The sequence below is a fragment of the Streptococcus sp. 517s genome (genome assembly GCF_054445985.1).
This window is the reverse complement of record NZ_CM136847.1, coordinates 582,654-608,713: the sequence shown is the minus strand read 5'-3', so window position 1 is coordinate 608,713 and position 26,060 is coordinate 582,654. Positions and strand designations below refer to the sequence as shown.

At 41.2% G+C, this 26,060-nt stretch carries 24 protein-coding genes; 1 reads left to right on the top strand and 23 read right to left on the bottom strand.

Annotated elements, in window-relative coordinates:
- Positions 1-80: 80 nt before the first annotated feature.
- The 11 genes from ACVX3R_RS03255 to miaA all read right to left on the bottom strand — a co-directional run bounded on the left by ACVX3R_RS03255 (position 81) and on the right by miaA (position 9,180).
- Positions 81-1,037, bottom strand: coding sequence for a hypothetical protein (locus ACVX3R_RS03255; RefSeq protein WP_458795447.1), 957 nt, complete (start codon positions 1,035-1,037; stop codon positions 81-83).
- 18 nt (positions 1,038-1,055) lie between these two features.
- Positions 1,056-1,805 (bottom strand): hypothetical protein, encoded by a 750-nt coding sequence (locus tag ACVX3R_RS03250; protein WP_458795446.1) that lies wholly within the window; start codon positions 1,803-1,805, stop codon positions 1,056-1,058.
- A complete protein-coding gene (locus ACVX3R_RS03245) occupies positions 1,802-2,392 on the bottom strand; it encodes an SMI1/KNR4 family protein (RefSeq protein ID WP_458795445.1) in 591 nt (196 codons plus the stop codon). The genes ACVX3R_RS03250 and ACVX3R_RS03245 overlap by 4 nt, the downstream gene beginning before the upstream one ends.
- A gap of 41 nt (positions 2,393-2,433) precedes the next feature.
- The gene (locus ACVX3R_RS03240; protein WP_458795444.1) at positions 2,434-3,498 is read right to left on the bottom strand and encodes an ankyrin repeat domain-containing protein; all 1,065 of its coding nucleotides are present in this window, start codon (positions 3,496-3,498) and stop codon (positions 2,434-2,436) included.
- A 2-nt stretch (positions 3,499-3,500) separates the two neighbouring features.
- Positions 3,501-3,938 carry a hypothetical protein gene (locus tag ACVX3R_RS03235; protein ID WP_000394429.1) on the bottom strand — a complete coding sequence of 146 codons (438 nt, stop codon included), beginning with the start codon at positions 3,936-3,938 and terminating at the stop codon, positions 3,501-3,503.
- Between the two features lie 18 nt (positions 3,939-3,956).
- Positions 3,957-4,526, bottom strand: a complete 570-nt coding sequence (locus ACVX3R_RS03230) for an SMI1/KNR4 family protein (protein WP_458795443.1) — start codon at positions 4,524-4,526, stop codon at positions 3,957-3,959.
- 202 nt (positions 4,527-4,728) lie between these two features.
- Positions 4,729-5,484 carry an SDR family NAD(P)-dependent oxidoreductase gene (locus ACVX3R_RS03225; protein ID WP_458795442.1) on the bottom strand — a complete coding sequence of 252 codons (756 nt, stop codon included), beginning with the start codon at positions 5,482-5,484 and terminating at the stop codon, positions 4,729-4,731.
- Positions 5,485-5,504: 20 nt separating this feature from the next.
- Positions 5,505-6,434: a ribonuclease Z gene (rnz, locus tag ACVX3R_RS03220; protein WP_458795441.1), complete on the bottom strand. Its 930-nt coding sequence runs from the start codon at positions 6,432-6,434 to the stop codon at positions 5,505-5,507.
- A gap of 14 nt (positions 6,435-6,448) precedes the next feature.
- A complete protein-coding gene (locus ACVX3R_RS03215; RefSeq protein ID WP_458795440.1) occupies positions 6,449-7,072 on the bottom strand; it encodes a cystathionine beta-lyase in 624 nt (207 codons plus the stop codon).
- On the bottom strand, positions 7,065-8,303 hold the full coding sequence (gene hflX, locus ACVX3R_RS03210) for a GTPase HflX (RefSeq protein WP_458795439.1): 1,239 nt from the start codon (positions 8,301-8,303) through the stop codon (positions 7,065-7,067). The genes ACVX3R_RS03215 and hflX overlap by 8 nt, the downstream gene beginning before the upstream one ends.
- Positions 8,296-9,180, bottom strand: a complete 885-nt coding sequence (gene miaA, locus ACVX3R_RS03205; RefSeq protein ID WP_458795438.1) for a tRNA (adenosine(37)-N6)-dimethylallyltransferase MiaA — start codon at positions 9,178-9,180, stop codon at positions 8,296-8,298. Before miaA ends, hflX begins: the two co-directional genes overlap by 8 nt.
- A gap of 120 nt (positions 9,181-9,300) precedes the next feature.
- On the opposite strand from miaA, the gene ACVX3R_RS03200 reads away from it, so the two are divergent.
- Positions 9,301-9,471 (top strand): DUF3042 family protein, encoded by a 171-nt coding sequence (locus ACVX3R_RS03200; RefSeq protein WP_458795437.1) that lies wholly within the window; start codon positions 9,301-9,303, stop codon positions 9,469-9,471.
- Between the two features lie 42 nt (positions 9,472-9,513).
- Here ACVX3R_RS03200 and ACVX3R_RS03195 read toward each other — a convergent pair whose 3' ends face one another.
- The 12 genes from ACVX3R_RS03195 to ACVX3R_RS03140 all read right to left on the bottom strand — a co-directional run bounded on the left by ACVX3R_RS03195 (position 9,514) and on the right by ACVX3R_RS03140 (position 25,976).
- A complete protein-coding gene (locus ACVX3R_RS03195; RefSeq protein WP_458795436.1) occupies positions 9,514-10,353 on the bottom strand; it encodes a thymidylate synthase in 840 nt (279 codons plus the stop codon).
- A 52-nt stretch (positions 10,354-10,405) separates the two neighbouring features.
- A complete protein-coding gene (locus ACVX3R_RS03190; protein ID WP_458795435.1) occupies positions 10,406-10,840 on the bottom strand; it encodes a GTP pyrophosphokinase in 435 nt (144 codons plus the stop codon).
- A 93-nt stretch (positions 10,841-10,933) separates the two neighbouring features.
- Positions 10,934-11,893, bottom strand: a complete 960-nt coding sequence (locus tag ACVX3R_RS03185; protein ID WP_458795434.1) for an ROK family glucokinase — start codon at positions 11,891-11,893, stop codon at positions 10,934-10,936.
- Between the two features lie 123 nt (positions 11,894-12,016).
- Positions 12,017-13,735, bottom strand: a complete 1,719-nt coding sequence (gene pabB / locus ACVX3R_RS03180) for an aminodeoxychorismate synthase component I (RefSeq protein ID WP_458795433.1) — start codon at positions 13,733-13,735, stop codon at positions 12,017-12,019.
- A 74-nt stretch (positions 13,736-13,809) separates the two neighbouring features.
- Positions 13,810-19,680 carry a ZmpA/ZmpB/ZmpC family metallo-endopeptidase gene (locus ACVX3R_RS03175; protein WP_458795432.1) on the bottom strand — a complete coding sequence of 1,957 codons (5,871 nt, stop codon included), beginning with the start codon at positions 19,678-19,680 and terminating at the stop codon, positions 13,810-13,812.
- A gap of 2 nt (positions 19,681-19,682) precedes the next feature.
- Complete coding sequence (locus ACVX3R_RS03170) at positions 19,683-20,246, bottom strand: TIGR01440 family protein (protein ID WP_458795431.1); 564 nt, start codon at positions 20,244-20,246, stop codon at positions 19,683-19,685.
- A gap of 109 nt (positions 20,247-20,355) precedes the next feature.
- The gene (locus ACVX3R_RS03165; RefSeq protein ID WP_458795430.1) at positions 20,356-22,047 is read right to left on the bottom strand and encodes a cache domain-containing sensor histidine kinase; all 1,692 of its coding nucleotides are present in this window, start codon (positions 22,045-22,047) and stop codon (positions 20,356-20,358) included.
- Positions 22,044-22,781 (bottom strand): response regulator transcription factor, encoded by a 738-nt coding sequence (locus tag ACVX3R_RS03160; RefSeq protein ID WP_458795429.1) that lies wholly within the window; start codon positions 22,779-22,781, stop codon positions 22,044-22,046. The genes ACVX3R_RS03165 and ACVX3R_RS03160 overlap by 4 nt, the downstream gene beginning before the upstream one ends.
- 70 nt (positions 22,782-22,851) lie before the next feature.
- Positions 22,852-23,964: a peptide-methionine (R)-S-oxide reductase MsrB gene (gene msrB / locus ACVX3R_RS03155; protein WP_458795428.1), complete on the bottom strand. Its 1,113-nt coding sequence runs from the start codon at positions 23,962-23,964 to the stop codon at positions 22,852-22,854.
- A gap of 9 nt (positions 23,965-23,973) precedes the next feature.
- Positions 23,974-24,537 carry a redoxin family protein gene (locus ACVX3R_RS03150; protein WP_458795427.1) on the bottom strand — a complete coding sequence of 188 codons (564 nt, stop codon included), beginning with the start codon at positions 24,535-24,537 and terminating at the stop codon, positions 23,974-23,976.
- A gap of 13 nt (positions 24,538-24,550) precedes the next feature.
- The gene (ccdA2, locus tag ACVX3R_RS03145; protein ID WP_458795426.1) at positions 24,551-25,261 is read right to left on the bottom strand and encodes a thiol-disulfide oxidoreductase-associated membrane protein CcdA2; all 711 of its coding nucleotides are present in this window, start codon (positions 25,259-25,261) and stop codon (positions 24,551-24,553) included.
- A gap of 163 nt (positions 25,262-25,424) precedes the next feature.
- Complete coding sequence (locus tag ACVX3R_RS03140; protein ID WP_458795425.1) at positions 25,425-25,976, bottom strand: GNAT family N-acetyltransferase; 552 nt, start codon at positions 25,974-25,976, stop codon at positions 25,425-25,427.
- Between the last annotated feature and the right edge of the window lie 84 nt (positions 25,977-26,060).

The window sequence follows — 26,060 nt, the reverse complement described above, 5'->3', positions numbered from 1 at the left end:
CAGCTCAAAATAAATACTGTAGACTAATCAAGAAATATCAGCACCTATCTATAAAAAGCTCCCAAACTCAGCCTCACAGCCTAGTCAATCCGACAAAGGGCAAGTTCTTTTAATCCTCTGTCGTACAGGAAGGTTAAACAAAAGTTGTCTGTTATATTTTGAAGCTTGTGTTTACTCATTCCTCTAGGCAAGGCTATATCGCACAATTCTCTCGTTGCCAGAGAAAATAGCTTTTGCTTGCCCTTCCAATCATCATTCTTAAATAGGGGGCTCAGGATAAGATAAGGCGAATCCGTAAAAATTCCATTGACACCAGCTTTTTTGCCTAAAGCCTTTAAATTATTAGATTCTAATAACTTTTCGATAATACGACCATCACTAGAGATTTTAACAAGAGCATAATAGTCCATGCCCCATTTATTGACAGAGGTTTGACTTTCTCCAGAGCTAAAGGCATAGAGCTCTTGCTTCCAACATTTCATACTATCAATTTTAGGACAAGCATCAGAGCTCGTGTCGTGGTGGGTTAACTCTTTTTTATCAATATGCGAATAAGTGGTCCACTTAGCCTGCTTTTTCTCTCGATCAAACTCTAAAAGGGCAAAGTTTCTTGCTTGATTTGTATAAACTTGATCTTCAAAACACACGGGTATCTGGTCGCTATCTGATACTATTTGAAAATATCTCTCTTGTGCCTTTTTAGGAAGTATACTTTGTGGATCCTTTATGGCAATGATTTCTGGATTAGAAAAATCACCAGTATAATAGACTATTTCCTTGCCAGCCTTGATGATGCCAATATTTTGTCCATCTGTAAAGAGTAGAGGTTCTTCCTCCCAAACATGGTCACAATCCCAAGCATCTATCTCCTTCACACCCAAAGGTGATACTTCAAGCAGACAGTAGAGATTGAAAGCTTCCTTCTCACTGGTCAAGACAAAGGCTCTACCATCATGTAACATGACAGAATTGAAAACACTATTGTAGTCCTTGTCTAGTTCCCATTTATGCAATAGACTTAACTTTAACTTCCCCATTTTTTCTCTCTTAATCCATCACCACTCGTTGATGGCAAATAGAATGGCTGATCTAATATTTCTTAGCAATTGATCTGAAAGTTCATCGTATACTTGACCCAGTCCCTTGTCTTGTGCCAGCCATCCAGGTTCATCATTCCAGGAGCCCATTCCTCCAAAAACATCCGCTGAGCTTGCAGCTCTAAATATGCTTAGATGTTGCGGTGGAATTTGAGGTTCTGCCAGTCCTTTACCAGATTCTGGGTCTAGCAAAAAGTTTCTAGCAGAGTGAAAGACTTTGGCAAAGTTGTCACATTCAATTTTAATTGCTAAATCTTCTATACGAGCCAATATGTCCTTAAATTCTTCGATATTATTTTCATAGTGGGGAATGTCTTGAGAAGACCTTTCCCATTCATACTCGGTGTAGGTAACATCCCAGCCCCTGCCTAGGGAAGCAGATTTCCAATTTGGTAGGAAATAACTTGCCTTCCCATCTTTATAAAAACAGAGAATTGAACTCTGTGTCGTATTGGAGAAACCTAAAATACCTCTGTCATTTACTGAGATAGGGCAAAATAATTTTAAGTCCTTCAAACCTTTTTCCTTAAGATTTTCAAACCAATCAGATACAGATAGTTCTATAACTTCCCCCTTTTCTGACGGCAAAATTTGAAAGCAAATCTTATTGATATATTGCTCAGGATGATACAAGATTGCCTGATCAGTTTTTAAAGCCTTCCTAGCTGCTGCAACGATACAGGCTATTTGGTACATTTGTCCATTCATATGATCTCTTCCATTATCCCTTCAATCAGATTTGTAAGGCTTTCAGCCGCATAGATCACCTGGTCAGGATCATGGATGTAGCAAATAACCTGACCTTCCTGACCCTCCTGGTCTGGATCAAAATCCAGCATAAGATAACAAGAGTCACAATACTGAGCAAAAGGAAGCCATTTTTTATTAAAAAGATAGGGCTTAATTCTACTATCACGCATATTTTTTAGATCTTGACTAGAAAAATAGTCAGAAAATTCTGTTAACAGAGCATCCCTATTTTGAAAGTACTGTTTACAAGTTTCAATTTCCTGCAGACTCATGAGAGAAAAAGTCAGATCTCTCTGGTCAATTACACAAGGTAAAATAGAGAGGTATTTACTCCCATTTTTATAGCTATAAAGCTCTTTGAAGTCACTAGGTAGACGAATGCCAAATATTTCCTCAAAGGCTTGAAGCTCTTCCTCGGAAGCACCAGAAATGCCCTGATAATCTTCCAGATATCCTTCCTCTACAGGATCATCCAAATCCCAGTCTTCAAAACACTCACAAATATAAGTTTCTATTTTTTTAACTTGGTCAATTAGTTGTATCATTTCACCATGAGTTCTTTATTTTAACTAGCTTAAAATTTCTTTCAACGATTATAACTTGGTTCTTCTAGATGAATGGGGTTAGGATTTTGCTTAATCCAAGCAAGAGCAAATTGGCAGAGACGGTCCAGACTTGCTTCATCATCATTCTCTTTGCTGTGGATTTGCGCAATGACTTGCTTGATTTCTTCTAATTCTTGATCTGAAAGGGGGATTCCTAGAGACAAGTATTGAGGGAGAGCTTGAAGCATTTTTCTATAGTCCCTGTCCCAGTTGACCCCACCATTGCGATCAAGTTCATCTCGAACTCGACCTGGTATACGAATAACTTCTCCCTGAACAGTTTTGGCTGCTCCACTTGAAGGAATCAAGAAAGACCATAGTTCCTCATATTGCTCCTCCCAGCTACCTTCTTTTACGAGAATCAGAGAAACTCCATCGTGGGTTATTCGTTTGGCTACCGGCTTGACATCAAACAAAGCATAAAGTTTTTCTAGACCCTGATCTGCTCCCTCGATGTAGTCAGGATGGATACTTTCTCGATGAAATTCAAAATCCTTGCCGATTTGTTCAACTTTTTCCTTCATTTGAGACGTTTTCTTAGCACCAGCCTCTAGTAACATAGAGGCAATTTCAGCAGTTTGGGCAATATAAATCCCCCGACAAACCATCAAGACTGAAGCTAGAGGAGTTCTACCCATATCATTTTTGGCATTAACATCTGCTCCTTTGTCAATCAGAAGTTTGACAGTCTTAGGATGGAAAAACTCAGCTGCTACATGTAGGGGTGTCTCACCATAGGTATTAGGTTTTCCAATATCTGCCCCCAATTCGAGCAAGAGTTTTACAGTCTCTCTTCCCATGGTTGCCTGACGGTACAAAGGAGTCGCTCCATAATAATCAGGGATATTGATATGCAAGCCCTGTTCGACAAGCCAGATAACCAATTCATCTGGGACTCCTCCCATATGCAGAGGTGTACATAAGCTAAATCTTCCATCATGAGCGGTTAATTCACAACGATCATAGACTGCTTTAAGGGCTTCAATATTTCCTTCATCCATTAAATCCTTAAACTCTTTTGGTAATGTAACTCTTTTCTTTGCCATTTTTAGTTTCTTTCTTCTGATTCAGCATCTAGGGCAAGCCAATGAAGTTTGTCAACCGTTTTCAAAGTCAGGACTTGTCCATCATAATCATTTTTCAACTCAAGACCGTTTTGCTCAATAGATATATGATTGTACCAGTGGTCTAGGCTGGCGTATTCCCCCGTATGAATGTTGATGAGCATGCTCGTTATGGGATTCCAAGTCCCTTTCTTAACTGTTTCTGCTAAGAGGTAGTAAGCATCTAAAAATATGAGATTTCTCCCATAGATCCAAAAGGGCAGATCAAGCCCCAACAAAGGCAACTTGGCAGAAAAAATCTCATCACCGTGTGGTGGAACGGTTTCATAATGAAATTCTATCTCACTGCCATAATAGGCAATCAGGGCTCCCTGACATCCGATATTTTGAGGAATCCCTTCCTCAGCTACAATAAATTCCATGACCTGCTCCTTCTATTTTCAATCATAAAACCCGACCAGACTCTGCCAAAATATCAAACTGGACGCATGACCTATTCTAGTCATCAAGCGGATGAAGTCACTTTCACAACCCTTCCAAACTGCAGATTGGGCCGTTCCCATGGCTCTAACAAATGCTAGAAAATCTGGTGTCAGCCATATTTTTTCATCATAGTTCATCTCTGCATCAAGAGCATAGACTGCCCCAGATTGACAATCCAGCAAAATAGTGTAGGGATCTCCATTTGCAATGATGATCAAGCCTCTTTCTTGTAGAGTCGAGTAATCGTGGTATTCCAAATTGCGATTGATCAGCCAAGTAAGACTAGTGTCGTCCCCATATCCAAACTGGTAACTTAAAAAACCGACCTGCCCCCAGTTATAGGCCAGAATATACTTCCTAAAAATCGGATCCAAATCTTGTATTTGCAGTTGTTTTTTCAAACGATCCAGTTCAGACACAGGCAGTTCTGTTTGGTTCAGGACAATTCCTTCTCTTATCTCAGGGTCAATCCCTAGGGTTTCTTCTTCTATAATGGAAATGATTTGGTCGATTGTCAATAATTCCATTGTCAACCTCCGACTATAAATAGTCCATTTTCTAGAGCAAACTAGCTAGTTTAGGTCTTCTTTTTTCTGATGAATATTCTTATCTCTATTATACCGCAAAGCTATCTAATAGGGATAAACTACCAGTATTTTCAGGGATTATTTTTGATGAACAACTTCTCCTAATTAAAACAAAAAGCCCTTCCTCAAGGGAACAGCTTTCTCACTTATAATTAAAGATTCCTCCTGCCAACTTATCAGCTAGCTTGGGAAAGAGGGTATAAAACTTATGGGCTAGATTCAACAAAACTGGGAGATTAAGCTCTCGTTTATTTCTTCCTATGGTCTTAACGATTTTTTTCGCAACCGTATCTGGCTCCAGCAGGAAACGGTCAACCGACTTGAGGTAGGTCCCATCTGGGTCTGCCTGGTCAAAAAAGGCAGTACGAATCGGTCCTGGATTGACCGTTGTCACATAGACTCTATAGGGCATAAGTTCAAGGCGAAGAGCATTTGAAAAACCAATAGCCGCAAACTTGGTCGCTGAGTAGAGACTGGACTTGCTAGTCGCTATCAACCCTGCCATACTAACGATATTGATGATATGGCCTTTTCGACTTTCCTTCATTCGACACCCAATGCTACGAGAAAGGTTCATCAGGGCAAAGGTATTAACCTCAAACATCTGGTGAATGTCTTGATCAGAGATCTTGTCAAACCCTTCAAAAATACCATAACCAGCATTGTTAATCAAGACATCAATCTTGCCATAACGGAGATAGAGGTCAGCGACCAGAGCTTCTAGGGCTGAGTCATCAGTAATGTCGATTTCAATCCATTCCACATTAGGATGATTCCCGTAGAGTTGTGCCAGTTTTTCCTTGTTTCTACCTAGCAAGATCAGTTGGTCATTTGGCAAGAGTTTGACCATTTCTTGGGCTAATCCACCGCTAGCTCCGGTAATGAGAATAGTACGCATACTTATCCTTTCTCAATCTTCTAGATTTCCACTTCTTCCAAGTCTTTAACCACATGGACATTCTCAAAAATACTAGCTGCATCTTTCTTAAGCTGGCTGATATCTTTTGAGAGGAAGCGAGCACTGATATGATTGAGCAAGAGGCGCTTAGCACTGGCTTCTGCTGCTACCTGTGCTGCCTGCATATTGGTTGAGTGACCGTGATTGCGAGCAATTTTTTCATCTCCCTTGCCATAAGTCGACTCATGGACAAGGACATCGGCATTGACAGCTAAACGTACACTAGCATTGGTTTTTCGGGTGTCTCCTAGAATAGTGATAATCTTACCAGGACGGGGAGCTGAGATATAGTCAGCTGCCTTGATTTCAGTCCCATCATCCAAAACAACATCCTGGCCGTTTTTGATTTTTCCAAAAAGCGGACCAAATGGGACACCAGCAGCCTTGAGCTTCTCAGCATCCAAGGTTCCTTCCAAGTCCTTTTGCATGACACGATAGCCAACACAGAAAATAGTGTGGTCTAGCTCCTCTGCATACACAGTGAATTTATCGGTCTCAAGGATTTTCCCTAGAGAATCTTGGTCAAACTCATGAAAATAAATGCGGTAAGGCAGACGAGAACCTGACACACGAAGACTGGTTAAGACAAAGGACTTGATTCCTTGAGGTCCATAGATGTCCAAATCTGTCTGCTCTTCATTGGCCTGAAAGGCACGACTAGAAAGGAAGCCTGGCAAGCCAAAGATATGGTCTCCATGCAGGTGAGTGATAAAGATTTTGCTGACCTTACGTGGTCGAATCGTGGTTTCCAGAATGCGATTTTGCGTTCCTTCTCCACAGTCAAAGAGCCAAACTTCGTTAATCTCATCCAAGAGTTTCAGGGCGAGACTTGAGACGTTGCGGGCTTTAGAGGGCTGACCAGCCCCCGTTCCTAAAAATTGAATATCCATTTGATACTTTCTAATTAATCAATATATAACATGGCTGTGCGGTTTTCCGATCGGAAATAACGCTTGCCAGAAAAAGCAACAGCTTCTTGTAATAAATCCTCTTGGCTATAACCTTTGAGACGTTTGCGACCATCAGCCAAGCTTTCCAAATCAGTCAAAGCTGTGAGACTCTCCACACTAACAACTTCTTCGTCTCCGGCATCCTTCATGTAAATCTTTCCAGACTCTTCAAAGACGAGTTGATGGGGGAAAATTTGCGCAATCTCAAAAAGCAAGTCATTCGAGATTTTCTCTTCATTTTCAGAGAAAATCCTTCCCAGTCCTTCACTCTCGTAGCAAAATCCAAAAGATTTGCCAGATAAATTAAGACGAATGAAAGGCTTATTTTCAAAGGTGAAACTTGGCTCAGCATTGTAGAGGTTCAATTCCTGGCTTAGTTCTGCAAAATAATCCGTCGCAGCTTGAGGACTCTTTTTCTGGTAGAGTTCTGCAAAGTAAGCATTCACTACACTGGGCGGAGGGGTGATGAGAGCCAACTGCTCTTGTTCTGTTTTGCCATCTAGAAGTTGATCCAGATAGACCTTATCCAGACTTGTATAGCCCCCATATTTTAGAGCCAAGGTTTTAATATCAGTCATAAAATTCCTCTAACCTCCATTTATTTTTCTCGGAAATGTAGCCTGTAATCACTTCTCCATCTTCTTGGTAGTCACGATCTTCAAGAATCGCTACACTTTCCAAATCATGAATCTTGTAGGACTTCGAAAAAGGTACTCGCAGGGTAAATGCTTCAAAAATTTCCTTGATCTTCTCCAAAAACAATGCTTGCAACTGCTCACGACTATCCTCAGACTTGGCAGAAATGAGGGTATACGGCGTTTGAGTAGGCGTGAAATCCTCCACCAAATCCGCTTTATTATAAAGGATCAGACGAGGAATATCCTCCATATCCAAGTCTTTCATGATAGACAGAACCGTTTTTTCATGCTCCTCGTGATAAGGATTGCTGGCATCGATGACATGAACTAGAAGATCCACATGCTTGCTTTCTTCCAAGGTTGATTTGAAACTGGACACCAACTCTGTCGGCAAATCTTGGATAAACCCAACAGTATCAGTCAAGGTAACCTGTAGATTGCCCCCAAGATGGATGCTCTTCGTCGTCGCATCCAGGGTCGCAAATAGCTCGTCCGCTTCATACTGAGTCTTGCTGGTCAAGGTGTTCATGATGGTTGATTTCCCAGCATTAGTGTAACCAATCAAACCAATCTTAAAGGTGCTTGATTCCAGACGCTTTTCTCTGACTGTTGCTCGATTCTTCTCAACCACCTTAAGCTGTCTCTCGATATCCGTAATTTGGTTTCGAACACTACGACGATTCAGTTCCAGCTGGCTTTCACCAGGTCCACGGGAACCAATTCCCCCAGCCTGACGACTGAGCATGATTCCTTGACCAACCAAGCGAGGCAAGAGATATTTGAGCTGGGCCAGGTGGACTTGGAGTTTCCCTTCATGGCTTCGAGCTCGCATAGCAAAGATATCCAGAATCAACTGCATACGATCAATCACCTTGACACCCAAAACTTCTTCTAGATTGACATTTTGCCGTGGAGTCAAGCGATTATTGACGATGACAGTGCTAATTTTTTCCGCATCTACCATCAGTGCAATCTCTTCCAACTTACCAGAGCCAACAAAGGTCTTGGAATCATATTTTTCACGTTTTTGTCTGTAGCTATCGACTATGACTGCCCCAGCTGTCTTAGCCAGACTGGCCAACTCTTCCATGGACAGGTCAAAATTATCCATGCCCTGCAGTTCAACACCAATTAGCAGGACCCGTTCTTCTTTTTTCTCCGTTTCAATCATTTAAAAACTCCTCAATCTGGCTTAGAATACGCTCCTTCACGCCAGGCTCTCCTATCTGATAAAAGGTCACCTGCATGCGATTACGGAACCAGGTCAACTGACGCTTGGCAAAACGACGGGTAGCCTGTTTGAGACTCTCACTAGCTTCCTCTAAAGTCTGCTCCCCACGGAAATAAGGAAAGAGTTCCTTGTAGCCAATGCCTTTAGCAGCATGCACATCCGGGTAATGATCAAAGAGCCACTTGGCCTCATCCAAAAGACCAACCTCAAACATCAGATCCACTCGGTGGTTGATACGCTCATAAAGCTGACTGCGTTCATCATCCAAGCAGATAATCAATGGTTCATAAGGACTTTCCTGATTTTCCAAATCCTGATTAAAATGGGCGATTTCTAAGGCACGCATGGCACGACGACGGTTAAACTGGGGAATTTCAAGTCCTGCTTGCTCCACCATATGAGCTAATTCCTTATCTGAATAAGGCTCCAAACTAGCTCGATAAGCCAAAATCTCCTCATGGGGAGTCTCCCCACCTAGATGATAGCCTTCAAGCAAGCTCTGGATATAAAGCCCTGTGCCACCAGCAATAATAGCAAGCTTGCCACGACTTTGGATGTCCTTGATAGCTGTCTTAGCTTCCGAAACAAAATCAAAAGCCGAGTAAGACTCGGTCACCTCTCTGACATCAATCAAATGATGAGGAACAGCTGCTTGCTCCTCTGGGCTAGCCTTGGCCGTCCCAATATCCAACCCTCTGTATACTTGCTGACTGTCACCGCTGACCACCTCTCCACCAAAGCGCTTGGCTACTTCAATAGCAAGGGCTGTCTTCCCAACAGCAGTCGGTCCAACAATCACAATTATTTTTGTTTTCATCTTTTTTCCTTGAAAAATTCCCATTTTTTCGTTACTATTATTATATCACAAAAAGGTCAGTCAGAAAAATGCTACCTCTTGAGGAGCCTGACTGTTCGGGAAGATAAAGGAGGAAGACTCATGGCTAAAGGATTCGCTAAAGGTCTTGTAACAGGTGTCGCAGGCACTGTCGCTGCCGTTGCAGGTGCAGTATACGCAATTAAAAAGAAAGTGATTGAGCCAGAAGATCAAAAAGCAGCTTTCATCGAAGAAAACCGCAAAAAAGCAGCTCGCCGCCGCGTATCACATTAAGCAACAAAAGAAGTTGAGAAATCTCAACTTCTTTTTATTTTCTTAAATAGCCAAATCAAACTTCAGTTGTGGCTTGACTGGATCATAGTCAACCAACTCAAAGTCTTCCGCTTTGATATCAAAGAAATTGGTCCCATCAGGCACATTCAAGACCAAACGAGGTTGGCAGTTTGACGGCTCACGACGGAGCAATTCCTCTGCTTGTTCAAATTGATTATCATAGATATGAAGGTTGTTGATAAAATAGAAAAACTTCCCAACCTTCCAGCCGAAATGCTTAGCAATCATCATCTGCAAGGCCACGTACTGCATAGCGTTAATGTGGTGGGCCACCAGCATGTCGTTAGAACGCTGAGTCAAGGTCGCATCCAGATAGATTTCCCCATCAACGCGACGGACATCAAATATGGTCTGAAAGGCGCATGGAAGGAGGCCGTCTGTCTCCTCAAATGCTTGATAATCCCAGAGAGAGATGATATTGCGACGGTTCCAAGGGTTGGCTTCTAACTGCTTGAGTATCTTGTTGATGATATCGTGCTTCTTAACGACCGCACCGTAGCGCTCACCGATGGTTCCCGTATCTCCCACTTCCCAGTCATTCCAGTAGTGAACATTGTACTTGTTATTCAGCACTTCTAGGCTATTCGACTGATCCTGGTAGATCCAAAGTACTTCCTTGATAGCGGATTTGATTGCAATGGGACGCAAGGTTGTGATGGGAAATTCCCCCTTAGACAAATCATACTCGGCAAAGGCACCTGTTACGTACTTGGAATTGGCAACAGTCCCGTCCTTGTACTTGGGACGAGCTTGCTCAGAAAAGACACCGTCTTTGAGGATTCGTTCAATATTTTCTTTAAAAATCGTATCAGCTTTTGTCATTTACTCTCACCTCAACTTTTATTATTAACTAGTATAGCATAAAAAATCTTTTCTACATACTCAGATAATCAATGGCCCTTTTATATTTTTCTAATCGTTCCAAATCCTTGTCAGTAATAGTCTCAAGTCTCGATAAATCTGAATTATGTTTTAGGTCAGCTAATTTTACAGCTCTCGCAAGAGGATTAGATTTCACATTTTCTAGATATGTTTGATAGTCTTGCCCCTTTTTCTTTGACAAAATCTGAACGGCAGCAACTACTGTTTCTGGTAAACCAGCTAGTAATAGTTCTTCAGCTGTAAAAGGACTGTCCTCAATAACATCATGTAGCAGAGCCACTGCTTTCTCTTCTTCAGAATCAACTTGGCTCGCAACAAAAATTGGATGTTCTATATAATCTATCCCTGCCTTATCAAATTGCCCCCTATGAGCTTCCGTAGCGATAGACAATGCTAGTTCAAACATGGGTTGTTTTGATGTATTCATCTAGCGGCTCCTTCCCAAAATTTAAACCTATTTCGTTTTATTCTATTTTTAAAAAAGAGCTTGATAAACACCAAGCTCTATAATCATTTTATTTTATTGCAATACAAGTGATGCTGCTCCGATAACTCCAGCGTCATTTCCCAGAGTTGCAAGAGCTAATTTTGTAGAGGTACGTACTTGTGGGAAAGTATTTTCGTCGTAGACTTTTTGAACACCTTGGAGAAGGAATTCTCCTGCAGCTGAAACTCCACCACCGATAACAATCGTTGAAGGGTTGAGGATTGAACCGATGTTGGCACAAGCGATTCCCAAGTAACGTGAGAAGTTACGGTAAACGATCAAGGCAAGGTCGTCTCCTTCTTTTGCAAGGTCAAAGACAGTTTTAGCAGTTACTTCTTCTCCATCATCAATCAAGCGTTTCAAGGCTGCATCGCCTTCGTATTCATCTGCATAACGACGAGTCAAGTTGACAATCCCTGTTGCTGAAGCAACTGTCTCAAGACAGCCTTTTTTACCACAGGTACATGCGATTGGTTGGTCAAAGTCAACAGTGATGTGACCAAGCTCACCAGCAGCACCAGCAACACCGTGAAGCAGTTTTCCTTCTGCAACGATACCGCCACCAACACCGGTACCAAGTGTCATAAAGACAACGTCTGGTTGGTTGTCACCTGCACCCATCCAGCGCTCACCAAGAGCAGCTACATTGGCATCATTATCAATGAAGAATGGAATACCCAAGGCTTTTTCAATCTTTTCTTTAATCGGTTGAAGGGTTTTCCAGTTGAGGTTGTAGGCACCGATAACAGTCCCTTTTTCACGGTCAACCACACCAGGTGATCCCATCCCAATACCTCGGAAGTCTGTAGCTGACAATCCAAGCAAGTTCAAACGATGCTGAATAGACTCAATCATATCATCTACAATATGGCTTCCTTCATCCAAAATATTGGTCTTGATAGACCATTTTTCTTGGATTTCTCCCTCTTGAGTTAAAATTGCGAACTTGATAGATGTTCCACCAAGGTCAATCCCAATAATCTTTTGACTCATCGTCTTCTCCTTTTTAATTGAAAATGCTTACAGATATAGTATAACAAAATCGTTAGATTTGTGCAAAGGTTTGCGTGAATTTATTTTAATTCTGTCATCTTATTTATTCCAAAGTTTGCTAACTTAAGATTCAAGCGTCAACTCATACAAACCTCTCACTGCATTACAGCCATAGACAGCTTCTGCTTGGTTCAAGTCTGCCAAAGTCAAGACTTTTTCCTCTACCTGTCCTGTTTCTAGCAAATGCTGGCGGTAAATTCCTGGCAAAATCCCTTGACTGGTAGGTGGTGTATAGAGCTTCCCAGCGATTTTCAGAACCAGATTTCCAATAGAAGTTTCAAGCAATTCTCCTGCTGCATTATGGTAAATGATTTCCTGTTTCCCTAGACTTAAGTGTGGTCTATGAGTTGTTTTAAAGTAAGTAAATGATTGATTCAAATCTGCTTCTTGCAGGCAGAGTTTAGCCTGACAGAACTTTGGACTAAGGGGTGTTAATACTTGACGACTGAGTTCTATCTCTCCAGATTTGCTGAGACTGATTCGCAAACGATAGTCTTGATTAACATCACAAACTTTGCACTCTTCCTCTATCTTTTGTCTCAGGTCTTCCGGATTAAAAGGATAGGCAAAATAACGACTCGCCTTTGTCAGTCTTTCCAAATGTTGCTCTTCAAACAGCAAACTCTTCTGGCTGATTTTCCCAGTTGTAATCAATTGGAAACGTGCTTGTTTACGATAAAGCACTGCCGCCTTTTGATGAACCTCACGGTATTCAGATTGCCAAGTGCTATCCCATGTAATGCCGCCACCAACTCCATAGATGGCTTTCCCTTGATACAGTTGAATCGTCCGAATAGCGACATTAAAAATTCGCCGCCTATTTGGAAGCAAGAGACCAATCGTTCCGCAGTAGACTCCTCTGGGTTGTGGCTCCAATTTCTTGATGATTTCCATGGTCGCAATTTTGGGCGCTCCTGTTATGGAACCGCAAGGAAAGAGAGAGCGAAAAATGGCAACCAAGTCCACATCCTCTCGTAACTGACTCTTGATGGTCGAAGTCATCTGCCAAACCGTCGAATACTGCTCCACTTGACAAAGACGTTCCACATGTTCACTTCCAACTTCAGAAATACGGTTCATATCATTGCGCAAGAGGTCCACAATCATCATATTTTCAGACCGATTTTTAGGATCCTGTTCTAGCCAACTAGCTTGAGCAAGGTCTTCTTGGTCAGTCACCCCACGCTGGGTTGTTCCCTTCATCGGGCGAGTCGTTAATTCCCGGTCATTTTGCTCAAAAAAGAGCTCTGGACTCATGGAAATCACTGCCATCTCGTCATGTTCCACATAGGCATTGTAGCCCGCCTCCTGCTCTACCACCATACGATTGTAGATGGCAAAAGGATTGGCGTTTAAGTCTTGCTTGAGTTGGACGGTGTAGTTGACCTGGTAGGTGTCCCCTTGACGCAAATGATGGTGAATCTGGGCAATAGCCTTTTCATAATTTTCTGCAGATGTTTCTTCCTGCCACTTTGAAGGCAGATCTACTTTCTCATAAGTCAGAGGAATAGGGGATGTTTCCACCCTATCGTGAACGGTAAAGTAAAGCAAATACTCGCCCAGTAGAGGAAACTTGTGAACCGCTAGTTTTTCCTCAAAAGCTGGAGCAGCCTCGTAGCTGACATAGCCTACGACATAATAGCCTTGCTCTTGGTAGCTTTCCACTTGTGCCAGCAGGTCCGTCACTTCTGCTAAATCTCTCGTTTTTAACTCTTTGATCGGCTGGGTAAAGATGTATCTCTCGCCCAAAGCTTTAAAATCAATCACTGTTTTTCTATGCATATCTTAAGTATAGCACAAAAAGGCAGATACAGACAAAGCTGATCTACCTTTTTTCATTTTACTAGTCCTATCTACTATTTAGTGAATAAATCTCCAGTAAATCCGTCTGATTTCTGCAAGAGTTGTTTGTAAACTTTCCATTTAAGATTCACTGTATTATCAAATTTATTACCTTGAAGGTCTTTTTCAACTGCAGCATCGAATAGCTCTTGAAGTTTTTCATATGTTGAAATCTTTTGACCATCAATTTCAATTTCTACAAAACCTTTCTCAGCTTTAGCTCTGACTTCTTTGTACCATTCTTTCTTCCACTCTTCTAATGTATTAAATCTACCTTTAGAAACTTTTTGGATGATAAAGTTATCACCTAGACCTACGTTACCGGCTGCTTTAGATTCTTGTTTATACTTGTTAGATGCATACCCTAAGAATCCATCAAGGTAACCGTAGTAGCCCCACATACGGAATGTATTGTGTTTGAATGAGATTGAGCCAGCCGTACTCTTACTTGTGTTACCACCGTAAATACCAGTCATCATATTCACAACAGTATAAGCAGAATCGAATCCTTCAGTACGGTAATGACCATTACCTGGTAGCCCGTGTTTAGTAGCGAAGTTGTTATCTACAAGTTGATCAATAGCTGTCAGTTTCATACTCTTCTCATCATCATTTAAATCACGAACTAAATCCCATTGATGTGGTGCACCTTCTAACTTATTATAGCTCGCTTTTTCGCGATATTTCTTATCGATTTTCTTGAACCACTTATCGTTAGTTCCAGTATTTTTCTTGATGACAGATTCTGCTTCTAAGTAATCAAGCATCATCATTGATTCGTTATAGTTCTTCATGTAGTGATCAATCTTCTCACGACTACTTAACATATTAGGATCATAGTTATAAATTTGTGTACCATCATTTTTACGTTCGTACGCCATATTTAATCCAAGTGAACCATATTCACCATTATAGTTTGTAAGAGATGGTGATTGTAGCATACCTTGAGCAAATGATTCAATATCTGTCCCTTCACGGTGACGCCATGTTCCTAAGTAGGCCATACGGTCATTGATATGAGTTGTTTCGTGAGTGAATGCAGATGTACCATAATCACTAATCATACTAGAGATGATGTAGTATACAGCTTCTGAATTTTGTGGGTTAGAAAAGATATAAGCGTACGCACCCATACCGTTATATCCGTGCCATTTACCTGTAGGTCCATAGAACTCACGAACTGGAGCATAGTCACCATTCTTATTATGACCCATTCGGTCAGCCCATCCATTACCTGGAACATCTTGGTTATCCCAAATTGCTGATGGAACCATGTTTTCAGATTTCAACAACTGATTACGTACATTATCAGCAGCAAGTCTTGACCAGAAGTCTAAGTAATTAATTTGCTCTTGAGCACGTAAGTCGATTTCTTTCTTAAACGCTTCACGTTCAGCTTCTGTATTCTTACCATATTTCTCAAATGCACTAAACGCTAGCGTATTGTACGTTGAAATTAAGAACATGTGAGCCTTCTTAGTATTCAGAAGTGGTAAAATGTATCGACCATGCTCGCCGTTATTTAAGTTTTCATATAAGTGATATTTCTTATTAGCAAAATCAGGATTAGATGATTGTTTCTCAACTACATAGTTAGTATGAGAAATAGCTTTTTTATACCACACGTTCATATCAGTATCTTCTGTAAATAACTTCATATTATATGTTAAGAAGTCATTTAAGTTACCTTTACCTGTTGCTCCCGCAATCACATCACGATAAGCATCTTGAGTTCTATCACCTTTTAAGTTTTTCTCGCTAGAACCAATTTGAATCAATCTATCGATAACACTAACATTCTTACCATAGAAATCAGGTTTGAACATCATAAGGTCTTTAATGCTCATATTATTGTATTTAAATCCATAATAACGATTTAAATAAGTAAGAGCCATCATAATTTTAGCTTTGTTGTCTTCTACTTTTTTAAGAAGAGCTTTCATGGCAGCTTCATCACTATTCAATTGATGGTCTTCGTTTTCGACTAAAGCTTTGACTAATTTATCCAAATTAGCTTTCGTTTCTTCAAAGCTTTCTTCAAGGAATAGATTTTTAATATAACCATCTTTACGACCATCAGTATTTTCTTCAGCTTTACCACGTTTGTCCATTAACGCACGCACTTCAGGTGAAATCAATTCAACACCTGATAATTTTGCTTTAATATCGTTGATTAATTGTGTTCTATCTTTAACAACCATATTCGGTGTATAAACGACGTCACCAAGACCTTCGATACTATATTCACGAACTTGTTGGACTTGAGAATCAGCTTTACGTGTGACAACTTTTTCTTCCTTAGTACCATCTGCATAGTGAATCATAATGTGACTAGTATCAGATAAGTCTGTCACGAATTGACCATCTTTCATACCTGTCACAGATAATACTTCTGTAGTTAATAATTTAGATCCTTCAGGAATCTTATTACCTTGATTGATAATCCACTCTTTATTGTAGAATGGTTGAAGTTTTTCAACATTTCGGTAAGCAAGTTCACGTTCTGCATTATAATCTTGAGTAGTTTTGTACGTGTCTTCTTTATACGCTACGTGATTTAATTTATCAGTCAAATATGGTGTGATTTCATATTTATCGGCTGTGATATTGAACGAAGCAATACGTTTATCCGCTTCTGCTTGGTCGACACCCTTAATCTGTTTTGAACGGTTATAAGAAACGTTACCTGATGCAACATCGTTCACATACACATTGTTCTTGAAGTAATCAAATCCGAAGTATGAGTCACCTGAGTCAACTGACCCTGAACCATACATCATTTCACCATTTGTCACTTTCATCATGCTGACGTTATTTTCAACCCAACCCCAGTCATAGTTTTCGTGAATTAAACCACCGCTTTGATTGTTGGTTTTGAGTGTCAATGTCCCTTTGACCACAGATTTAGTTAAACGACCTTTTTGTTTAACATCATTTGGATTTCCACCATGGTTGACTTTGGCAATCAATCCACCAAATTTAGCATTGTTGGCTTTAATGTCAGCTTCAACATAAGAACTATCTACATTGCTTCTCCAGCTTTCACTTACAAGTCCACCAGACCACCAACCTTTGTTACCCACGCTTTCGATTTTACCGATAAAGGCTACATTACGCATATTGGATTCATCTAGTTTGTTGACCATACCTGTAACGTCGTTATTACCAACCACATTACCCGTAACCTTAATATTCTCAATCGTTGAGTTCTTAAACATATCTCCAAGTGGAGCTGTTTTATCAGCCCACGGCATATTGATATTCACATTACCAAAGTTGATGTCATGAATATGAGCATTTTCAACACGGTTGAACAATGGTCTAGCTAGATTGTGAATGGTATAACGTTTATCACCTTCACTATATAACTTACCTTTAAAAATGTTCGTCACGTATTGTTTATTCGGAGTCGGAACATTTGCTGCATTAAGATCCGCACCAAGTTTAAACTCACCCGTTGGATTAGCTTGCATGTCTTTTACAAGTTCATTGAAGTTGTAGTACACATTATCTACTTTTGGTAATTGTTTTTCAAAGTAATGTACATATTCTTCGCTTAGTAGTGTATCATCAGCTCTACGTTGAACTAAGTCTGGAGCTTTCGCTACGACCTTGTACAATGTTTTTCCATCGACAACCACTTCTTCAACAGAACTTACCGCAAGTCTTGTCACTTTGTTGTCATGAGTTGTCACTCGTAAGTAAAGTGGAGCAACGTCTGTCGGTTTTTCAGTAAGTAAGCTCTTATCTGTTTCAACACCAGCATCATCCACACTCATCAAGCTGGTTTCTTTGATGTTTTTGATTTCAACTTTTTTAAGGTCTAACTGAACTTCTTTATCTTCTAATGTTTCAGTCTCTTCGCCTTCGCCTCGATCATAGACCATGGTTGTGGATAGTGTATAGCCTTGATAATATTTTAAATTATCTAAAGTAGCGTTTAAGTTATTTTCAGCCACCGTTACTTCTTTAACAACTTGTCCAGTCTTATCTTTCAGAGCTACTTTAATCGATTTGATTTCTACTCCAGCTGGCTTATTTAATGTATAAGTAGCTGTAGCACTCTTCTTCAAGACATCTTTTTCAGTATTAGCCCACTGTAATGTTGGTTTTTCTAAACCTTTTGTACCATTCTTAATAATTTTATCTTGAGGTTCTTGGATAACTTTTTCTACTACTGTTGGAGCATCGTTTGTTTTTTCTCCACGAATCGTTTTATAGGTTTCAGTAATTTGTTTCTTACCGTCTACACCTTCTTGAGCAACTTTAGTTGTTCCACGTTTTAAAGTGTCATCATCTTCTGTTTTTGTAGCAAAAGGAATGACTTCTTCTCTTGTTTCAACTGTTGTTCCTTCAAGTGGTTTCGTTCCTTTTTTAACGACTTTAGAAACGGCAGGAATTTTCACTTCTGTAGTTGTAGAAAGGACTTTATCTGTCTCCACACCTTCCACTGTTTCGTAAGTTGTTTTCGTAACTTGAACACCTTTAGAACCAGGGGTTTCAACTACTTCTTCATCCACATATTTTGTATCGTCTGGAACTACTTCTGTTGTGAAAGCTAATTCACTCTCGGTAGACTTCTCAACTGTACCAGTTGTTACTTTATATTCTGGGTTTACTTCTTGTACTGGTGCTTGACCTTCTTGACCAGGTTCTTGAGTTCCCTTTGTTGAAACTGGTTCTTTATATTCAGGAAGTTCTGGCTGTACTAAAGCTTGGCCTGCTTTATCCTCCTCTTGAGTTCCTTTCGCTTCTACTGGAGCTTCTGGTAATTCAGGTTGCGTTAAGGCTTGGCCTATCTTACCTTCTTCTTGCGTACCTTTAGCTACTTGGTGAGTTGGTTCAGCTTGTGGTACTGGAGTTGGAGCAGGTTGCACCTCTTTCTTAGTTCCGACTGCAATGACTTGCGACACAGGTTTTTGAACCACTTGGTCTTCGATGACTTCTCTAACTTCTTGACCGTTAACCATCGAAACTTTGGTTACAAGACGACGCTGACCATTTACTCCGGCTGTGACGATACGAGTCTGTCCTTCTGCTAGATTAGCATCTGGGCTTGTGACCGTTTCAAAAGGAATCTCTACCAAGCTCTCTTCCTGTCTAGCCTGAGGCTTCTCAGAAACTGGTTTTTCTTCAACCGCAGGAGCAACTGGATTCTCTACTACAGATTTTTCGACGGCAATTTCCGAAGCAACAGCAGGTCTTTCCTGAGCTACTTCTGTTTTCTCGATTTCTTTTGAACTTTGCTTTTCTACTGGCAACTGAGACTTTTCAGCTGAAGCTGGTCTTGATGGATGGAGTTCCGCTTCCTTGAAGTAACCGATGTACTCATAGCCATCAATATGAATAATCCCTTCAGCCAAGCCTTCATGTGTAGAGGCTGAAATAGTTTGGTTATAAGAAAGCAATTCCTTATTTTCAAAAGCAAATGTCCCATAAGGAACAAAGGTGCTAGCTCCTAAAGAACCAATCAAGAGAACACCTAGAACTTCTCTACGACCTTTTTTGGACACCAAAAAGACTGCTAGAGAAGCAGTTGCCAAGCCAAGACCTGCCAAAGCTAGTTCCTTACTTCCTGTGTAAGGAAGTTGTTGACTGTTAGTTGCCTTCTTACGATAAACTACATAAAGAATATCATCATCTTGAAATTCTGTTGGAACCTCATGGTGAATCAAGGCTTTTTCAGACTCAGTCAATTCCTGCTCCGCCAGATAACGGTAATGAACGCTATGAGCTCCGCCAACTTCATTGGCTTGCACCTTATCTACTGAAAAGGTACTAGCACCAAAAAGGAAGGCCCCGATGGCTACAGGACCTACCCCAACAGTTAGCTTACGAATCGAATATTTGGTGATTTTTTCTAGTTGTTGTTTTGTTTTTCTCATTCTCACGACTTTCTAATAGAATCTTGTGGATACTGCGCACGCGCACCTCCAATGAGTTTGGGACGACTTGCAAGAGCCGTTACATGGGCATGCCCAATTTCACGCAGTACAGGGCGAATCGGAACCTGAACATGCTTAACATGCATGCCAATCGCAGTATCTCCGATATCCAATCCAGCATGGGCCTTGATAAATTCAACCTCAACTGGATCCTGCATAAACTTGAAGGCTGCCAACTGACCCGAACCTCCTGCATGAAGTGTAGGAAGGACGCTGACAATTTCCAGACCAAACTGCTCTGCCACCTGACGTTCAACAACGAGGGCTCGATTGACATGTTCACAACCTTGAACGGCTAGATGAATTCCTTTTTTCTTGAGGATAGCTAGAATGGTCTTCACAATGATTTCCCCAATTTCTTGACTGGATTCCTTGCCAATCTGACCACCTATCACCTCACTAGAAGAAAGGCCCAAAACAAAGATAGCTCCTTGCTTCAAATTAGCCTTTTCTAATACATCTTCTACAATCTGGCTTGTTGCTCTTTGAATGTCTTTTTCCTTCATACTTGATACCTCTTTTGTCACTATCTATCATATCTTTTTTTACTGATTTTATCAAGGCCAACTAATCATTCTGATTTTTAAAAGCAAAACTCCCAGAATAGACTGGGAGTTAGCTTGTTGCGATTTTATTGAGGTATATTTCAACTGTCGTTCCTTTTTCGGGGGCAGAATCAATCTTCATCTGGTAATTGTCTCCAAAATGAAGTTTGAGGCGTTGATCAACGTTTTGCAAACCAACTCCCCCACGTTTGAGCTGACTTTGACTGCTATCGCCAGCAGCTTGGAAGCCAACGCCATCATCCTCAATGCGGATGACAAGCCCTGTATCCTGTCTCTGAACAGAAAGTTTAATATGGCCCTGACCTTCCTTCTCCTTGATGCCATGGTAAAGAGCATTTTCTACAAGAGGTTGCAACACCAACTTGGGTAAGACTAGGTTATCAAAAGCAGGATCTTCAGCAATTTCATACTCCAGCTTATCACCATATCGTTGCTTCTGGATAAAGAGGTACTGGCGGACATGATTGATTTCATCAGAAAGAGAAATCAAATCCTTTCCTTGATTGAGCGCCAAGCGGAAATAGGTTGCCAAGGACTTGGTCACCTGAACCACTCGCTGACTATCCTGAAACTCAGCCATCCAGATGATAGTGTCCAAAGTATTGTATAAGAAATGGGGGTTAATCTGGCTTGACAAGGCTTGAAGTTCATACTGCCGGGTCGCTTCTTCCTGCCTGCGCACATCTGCCATCAGCTGATCAATCTGATCCAGCATGGCATTGAACTGACGAGTCACTTCTCTCAGTTCATAGGCACCAGCTTCTTTAGCACGCAGATTTTGTGTACCAGAAGCAATTTCCAGCATGGTTTCTCTTAGGTCCTTCAAAGGAGCAATCCAGCGTTTGAGACTGAACCACACCAAGCAGAGACAGGCAAGAAGAGATAAGGCACTAGCAGCAAGCAAGGTCCACATGAGTTGACTCCGAACCTGGTCTAACTTCTCCAACGAAGACACGCCTATAACCGTCCAATCTGTTCCTACAATCTGTTCCTTACTAACGTAGGATTGATGGTCTAGCGTATAGCCCTGCCCCGTCTCGATGTAGGGTTTCATAGCCTCCATTTCACTAGATGAGCTATAAACTGTGTGTTGCGGATGGTAGACAAATTCATGGTTTTCATTGATGATAAAGGCAAAGCCCTGCTGGCCCAACTGGAGTTGGTTGAGATAGGCTTCCAGAGTTTCGTAGGAAATATCCAAACGAAGCACACCAAGATTGGCCCCCTTTGCATCAACCAGTTCTTGAGTGACAGAAATAACCCACTGACTATCCGATTTACGAGCTGGGGTTAAAACTGGCTTAGCTCCCTGATGAATGGCCTTTTGGTACCAATCCTCAGCCATCATATCTGAGGAAGTTTTCATCTGCACACTGTCATCTGTAGAAATAACCTGACCGGATTTGGTGACCAGTACCACCGTTTTCAAGTCCTGGTCTGCCTTTAAGATCGTCAAAAACAGATCTCGGATTCCCTTGACTTGGTCTTGGTTAGGATTCTCAGCATAGGCTAAGACATCCTTCTGCTGGGTCAAGCTGGTAGAGGTGGTTTCTAATTTTTTGATATAAGACTGAATAAAGTGGCTAGTTTGGCTAATGGTCGTTTGACTATTGCCCTCAATAGTGGCCTCAATGGCTGATGAACTAGATTGATAGTAGAAAGTCCCAACCAGAGCTAGGAGAATGAGAAAGACCAGGAAGATGGAAATAACCATTCTGACTAGGAGAGAAGAACGCTTCATCGGTCTTCTCCCTTCTTAAACTGACGAGGTGTCACACCTGCAATCTGTTTAAAACGTTGGGTAAAGTAGTTTATATCTTCAAAACCAACCTTTTCGGCTATCTCATAAATCTTTAAATCCGTGGTCAGAAGCAAGAGCTTGGCCTGTTTGACACGCTCTCTCACCAGATAATCCTGAAAAGGCAAGCCCAACTCTTTCTTAATCAAGGAACTCAAATAAGTCGGACTAAAACCTAAGTCACTGGCCAAGCTCTTTAAACTAAACTGACTATCAGCCAAATGAGACTGGATCTTCTGAGCCAGGTTTCCTTCAAACTTATCGGTTAATAAATCTTGTAACTGCTCTTCCTTCTCTTCCTTATCTAGTTTTTGCTTGATTTTCCCCAACATTTCCTCAATATCCTGACGCGAAAAGGGTTTCAGCAAGTAGTCATCTACACCGAGTTTGACAGCAGATAAGGCATAATCAAAATCATCGTAACCCGTCAAAAATACCAGATGCACCTGAGGATAGGTTTCTCGTACCAGACTGGCCAACTGGATGCCATTTAGCTGAGGCATATTGATATCAGTTAAAATGATATCTGGCACCTGCTTTTGAATCAAATCCCAAGCCTGTCTTCCATTTTCAGCCTGACCGATGATTTCCATATCGTAGGCCGCTACATTGACCAGCTTGGTCAAGCCTTGTCTTACCAGATACTCATCTTCTACGATTAAGATTGTGTAGGTCATGCTCTGCTCCTTTACCACTTACTAGTATCAGTATAGCAAAATTCTCCTCTAACTGCTTAGGAAAGACTTCTTAATCGACATAATCTAGTAAATACGCATAACCTTTTTCTGCCATTTGCTCTTTGGGAATAAAGCGGATAGAGAGACTATTGATACAGTAGCGTAAGCCCCCCTTGTCCTGTGGTCCATCTGTAAAGACATGGCCAAGGTGAGAATCTCCAACTCGGCTTCTCACTTCCATGCGCGTCATATTGTAGGACTTATCTTCCTGGTAGGTAGCAACATCTGGACTGATTGGTTGGGTGAAACTAGGCCAACCACAACCAGACTCAAACTTGTCCTTTGATGAAAAGAGAGGTTCGCCAGTGGCCACATCCACATAGATACCGGATTCAAATTTATCCCAATAGCGGTTTGAAAAAGCTCGTTCTGTTTGATTTTTCTGGGTGACGGCATACTCCTCAGTTGACAAGGTCTTTTTCAATTCCTCATCACTTGGTTTTGGATATTTGCTGGCATCGATGACAGGATAGGCAGCCTGATTGACATTGATATGACAGTAGCCATTTGGATTTTTCTTGAGGTAGTCTTGATGATAGTCCTCAGCCACCACAAAATTTTTCAAGGGTTCCTTTTCAACTGCCAGAGGTTGGTCATATTTTTTAGCAACTTCATCAAAGACTTGATTGATTACTTCCAAATCCTTGTCATCTGTGTAATAAACGCCGGTACGATACTGAGTCCCCACATCATTTCCTTGTTTATTTTTGCTGGTTGGATTGATAATGCGGAAGTAATGAAGCAGGATTTCTTTGAGGGAAATTTGGTTGGCGTCATAGGTGACATGGACAGTCTCTGCATGTCCTGTTTGGTTAATCAATTCGTACTTGGTTGTTTCCCCTCTACCGTTTGCATAGCCTGAAACGGCATCTGTCACTCCGGTAACGCGTGAGAAGTATTCCTCCACTCCCCAGAAACAACCTCCAGCTAGATAAATTTCGTGCAAGTCTGCGTCTTTGCTCACTTCTGTTTTTTTCACTGTTTTTCCTCCTTGGCTAACTGATGCTTTCTCAATTTGCGAGCTATCTGTCTGCCCTGCATTTCGCATCAATAGAAAATAGAAACCGGTTATGGCTAGGAGAATGACCCCTGCCAAGACAAAAAGTTTTACTTTATCATTCATAGCCTTTCTCTACCCCATTTCTTTCAATTCTTTTAAAATCATATCCTTATCCATAAAACCTGGTTGTGTTTTGACCAGCTTGCCTTCCTTGTCTATAAAGGCTTGAGTTGGGTAAGAACGAACACCATAACTTTCCAAGAGTTTGCCTGATGGATCAATTAAAACCGGAAAATTTTTATAATCCAAGCCCTTGTACCAGTTTTTAAAGTCCGCTTCAGATTGTTCTCCCTTGTGGCCAGGAGACACCACTGTCAAGACCACATAGTCGTCTCCAGCATCTTTAGCGATTTCGTCCGTATCTGGAAGGCTGGCTAGACAGATAGAACACCAAGAAGCCCAGAATTTAAGATAGACTTTCTTGCCCTTGTAATCAGACAAGCGATAGGTCTTGCCATCTACTCCTGTCAGTTCAAAATCAGCGACTTGCTGACCTTTAGTCGCAGTTTGCGAACTAACTTGTTCTGTTTTCGTTTGCTCCTTCATAGTAGACTCGTCTGACATATTTTTAGCCGAACAGGCTGCCAAGCAACAAATTGAGCCTACTCCAAGGAGACATGTTTGCCATTTTTTCATTTCTTCTTCCTCTCTATTCAAATAATGTAGTCAAAATGGAAGCATTTCCCAAAAGCACCAAGATTCCCATCAGGATAATGAGGAAACCACCCACTTTCTTGAAGGTCCCGAGGTAGGGATGGAGTTTTCGGAAATGTTTCAAAACATAACTGGAGGCAAGAGCTAGAACTAAAAATGGTAGCGCCAATCCCAGCGTGTAAACCAACATGAGACCAGCTCCCTGCCAAGCACCTGAACCACCTGAAGCCGCCAAGGCTAAAACAGAGCCCAAAACCGGCCCTACACACGGTGTCCAAGCAAAACTAAAGGTCAACCCCAGTAAAAATGCCTGACTATAGCCGTTACCCTTCTGCCCTTGTCTCTTTAATTGTAGCCTTCTTTCCTTATAGAGCCCCTGCAAATGTAAGACTTCCATCTGGTGCAAGCCCAATAGAATGATAACCGCACCCGTCACATACTGAAACCAAGAAGCATACAGCAAATTGCCTAAAAAACTAGCTCCATAGCCCAGTAAGATAAAGATAAAAGAAATCCCTGCTATAAAGGCCAGAGTTCGCAATAGACTAACAAGTGAGATTGAATATTTTCCACTAGAAGCCTGAGCACCATCTTTGTCATCCAGTAAGACTCCTGCATAGACCGGTAACAAGGGTAAAATACAAGGAGAAAAGAAGGAAAGAATTCCAGCAAGAAAAACACTGATAAAAAAGATTACATTGTCCATTGCCTTCCTCCATTCTTTGATTTGATAGAACTATTATAGACCCAAAATTCCAGAAAAAACAGGGACAATGATAGGGAAAAATAGGAATTTAATCAGTTTATTTAGAAATCTGGCACAAAAAAAGCCAGACAAGGTCTGACTTTGGTAGAAACAGAAAAGAGAATCACCTGTCTTCCCTACTTATCTGGTAATAAATAAGGTCCGCAACGTAGTCTTTTCTCTCCACACCATTGGCAATGGTTTTTAGATAAGACATTCCCGCTTTTTCCATAACACGGCCTGAAGCTAGATTGAGACTAGCGTAACGAGCTCTGACTTTTTGAAAGCTTGCTTGAGTAAAACAAAAATCTAACACAGCTTTCAAGGCCTCTGTCATCATACCTCGGCCCCAAAAGTTTTTTCCTAAAACATACCCAATTTCACAACTTAAATCTTCCTCGTGCATTTCAATGATGCTGATATCTCCTATCACTTGCTCCGGGTTTTCTTTGAGACAAATGGCCCATTTGTAATAGTTGGGATTTGCATAGGAGGCAACCCAATTTCGAATCGAGTTTCGAGTCACCTCAACATCAGGATGAGGATCCCAGGTGACATAGGTTAGATTCTCAGCAGACGAAGCCCAATTTTGAAACATGGCTTCCGCATCACTCTCCACAAATCTTCTCAAAATCAAACGTTCTGTCTGTAATATTTGCGTACCGATTGCTTTCATAATGTTACCTCGCTTTCTAAGCTTAAGGCTCAAGCTAAAAAGGTCCCTGGACCTTCTTCGCTTTCTCATTTCTAGGCTCAGGGT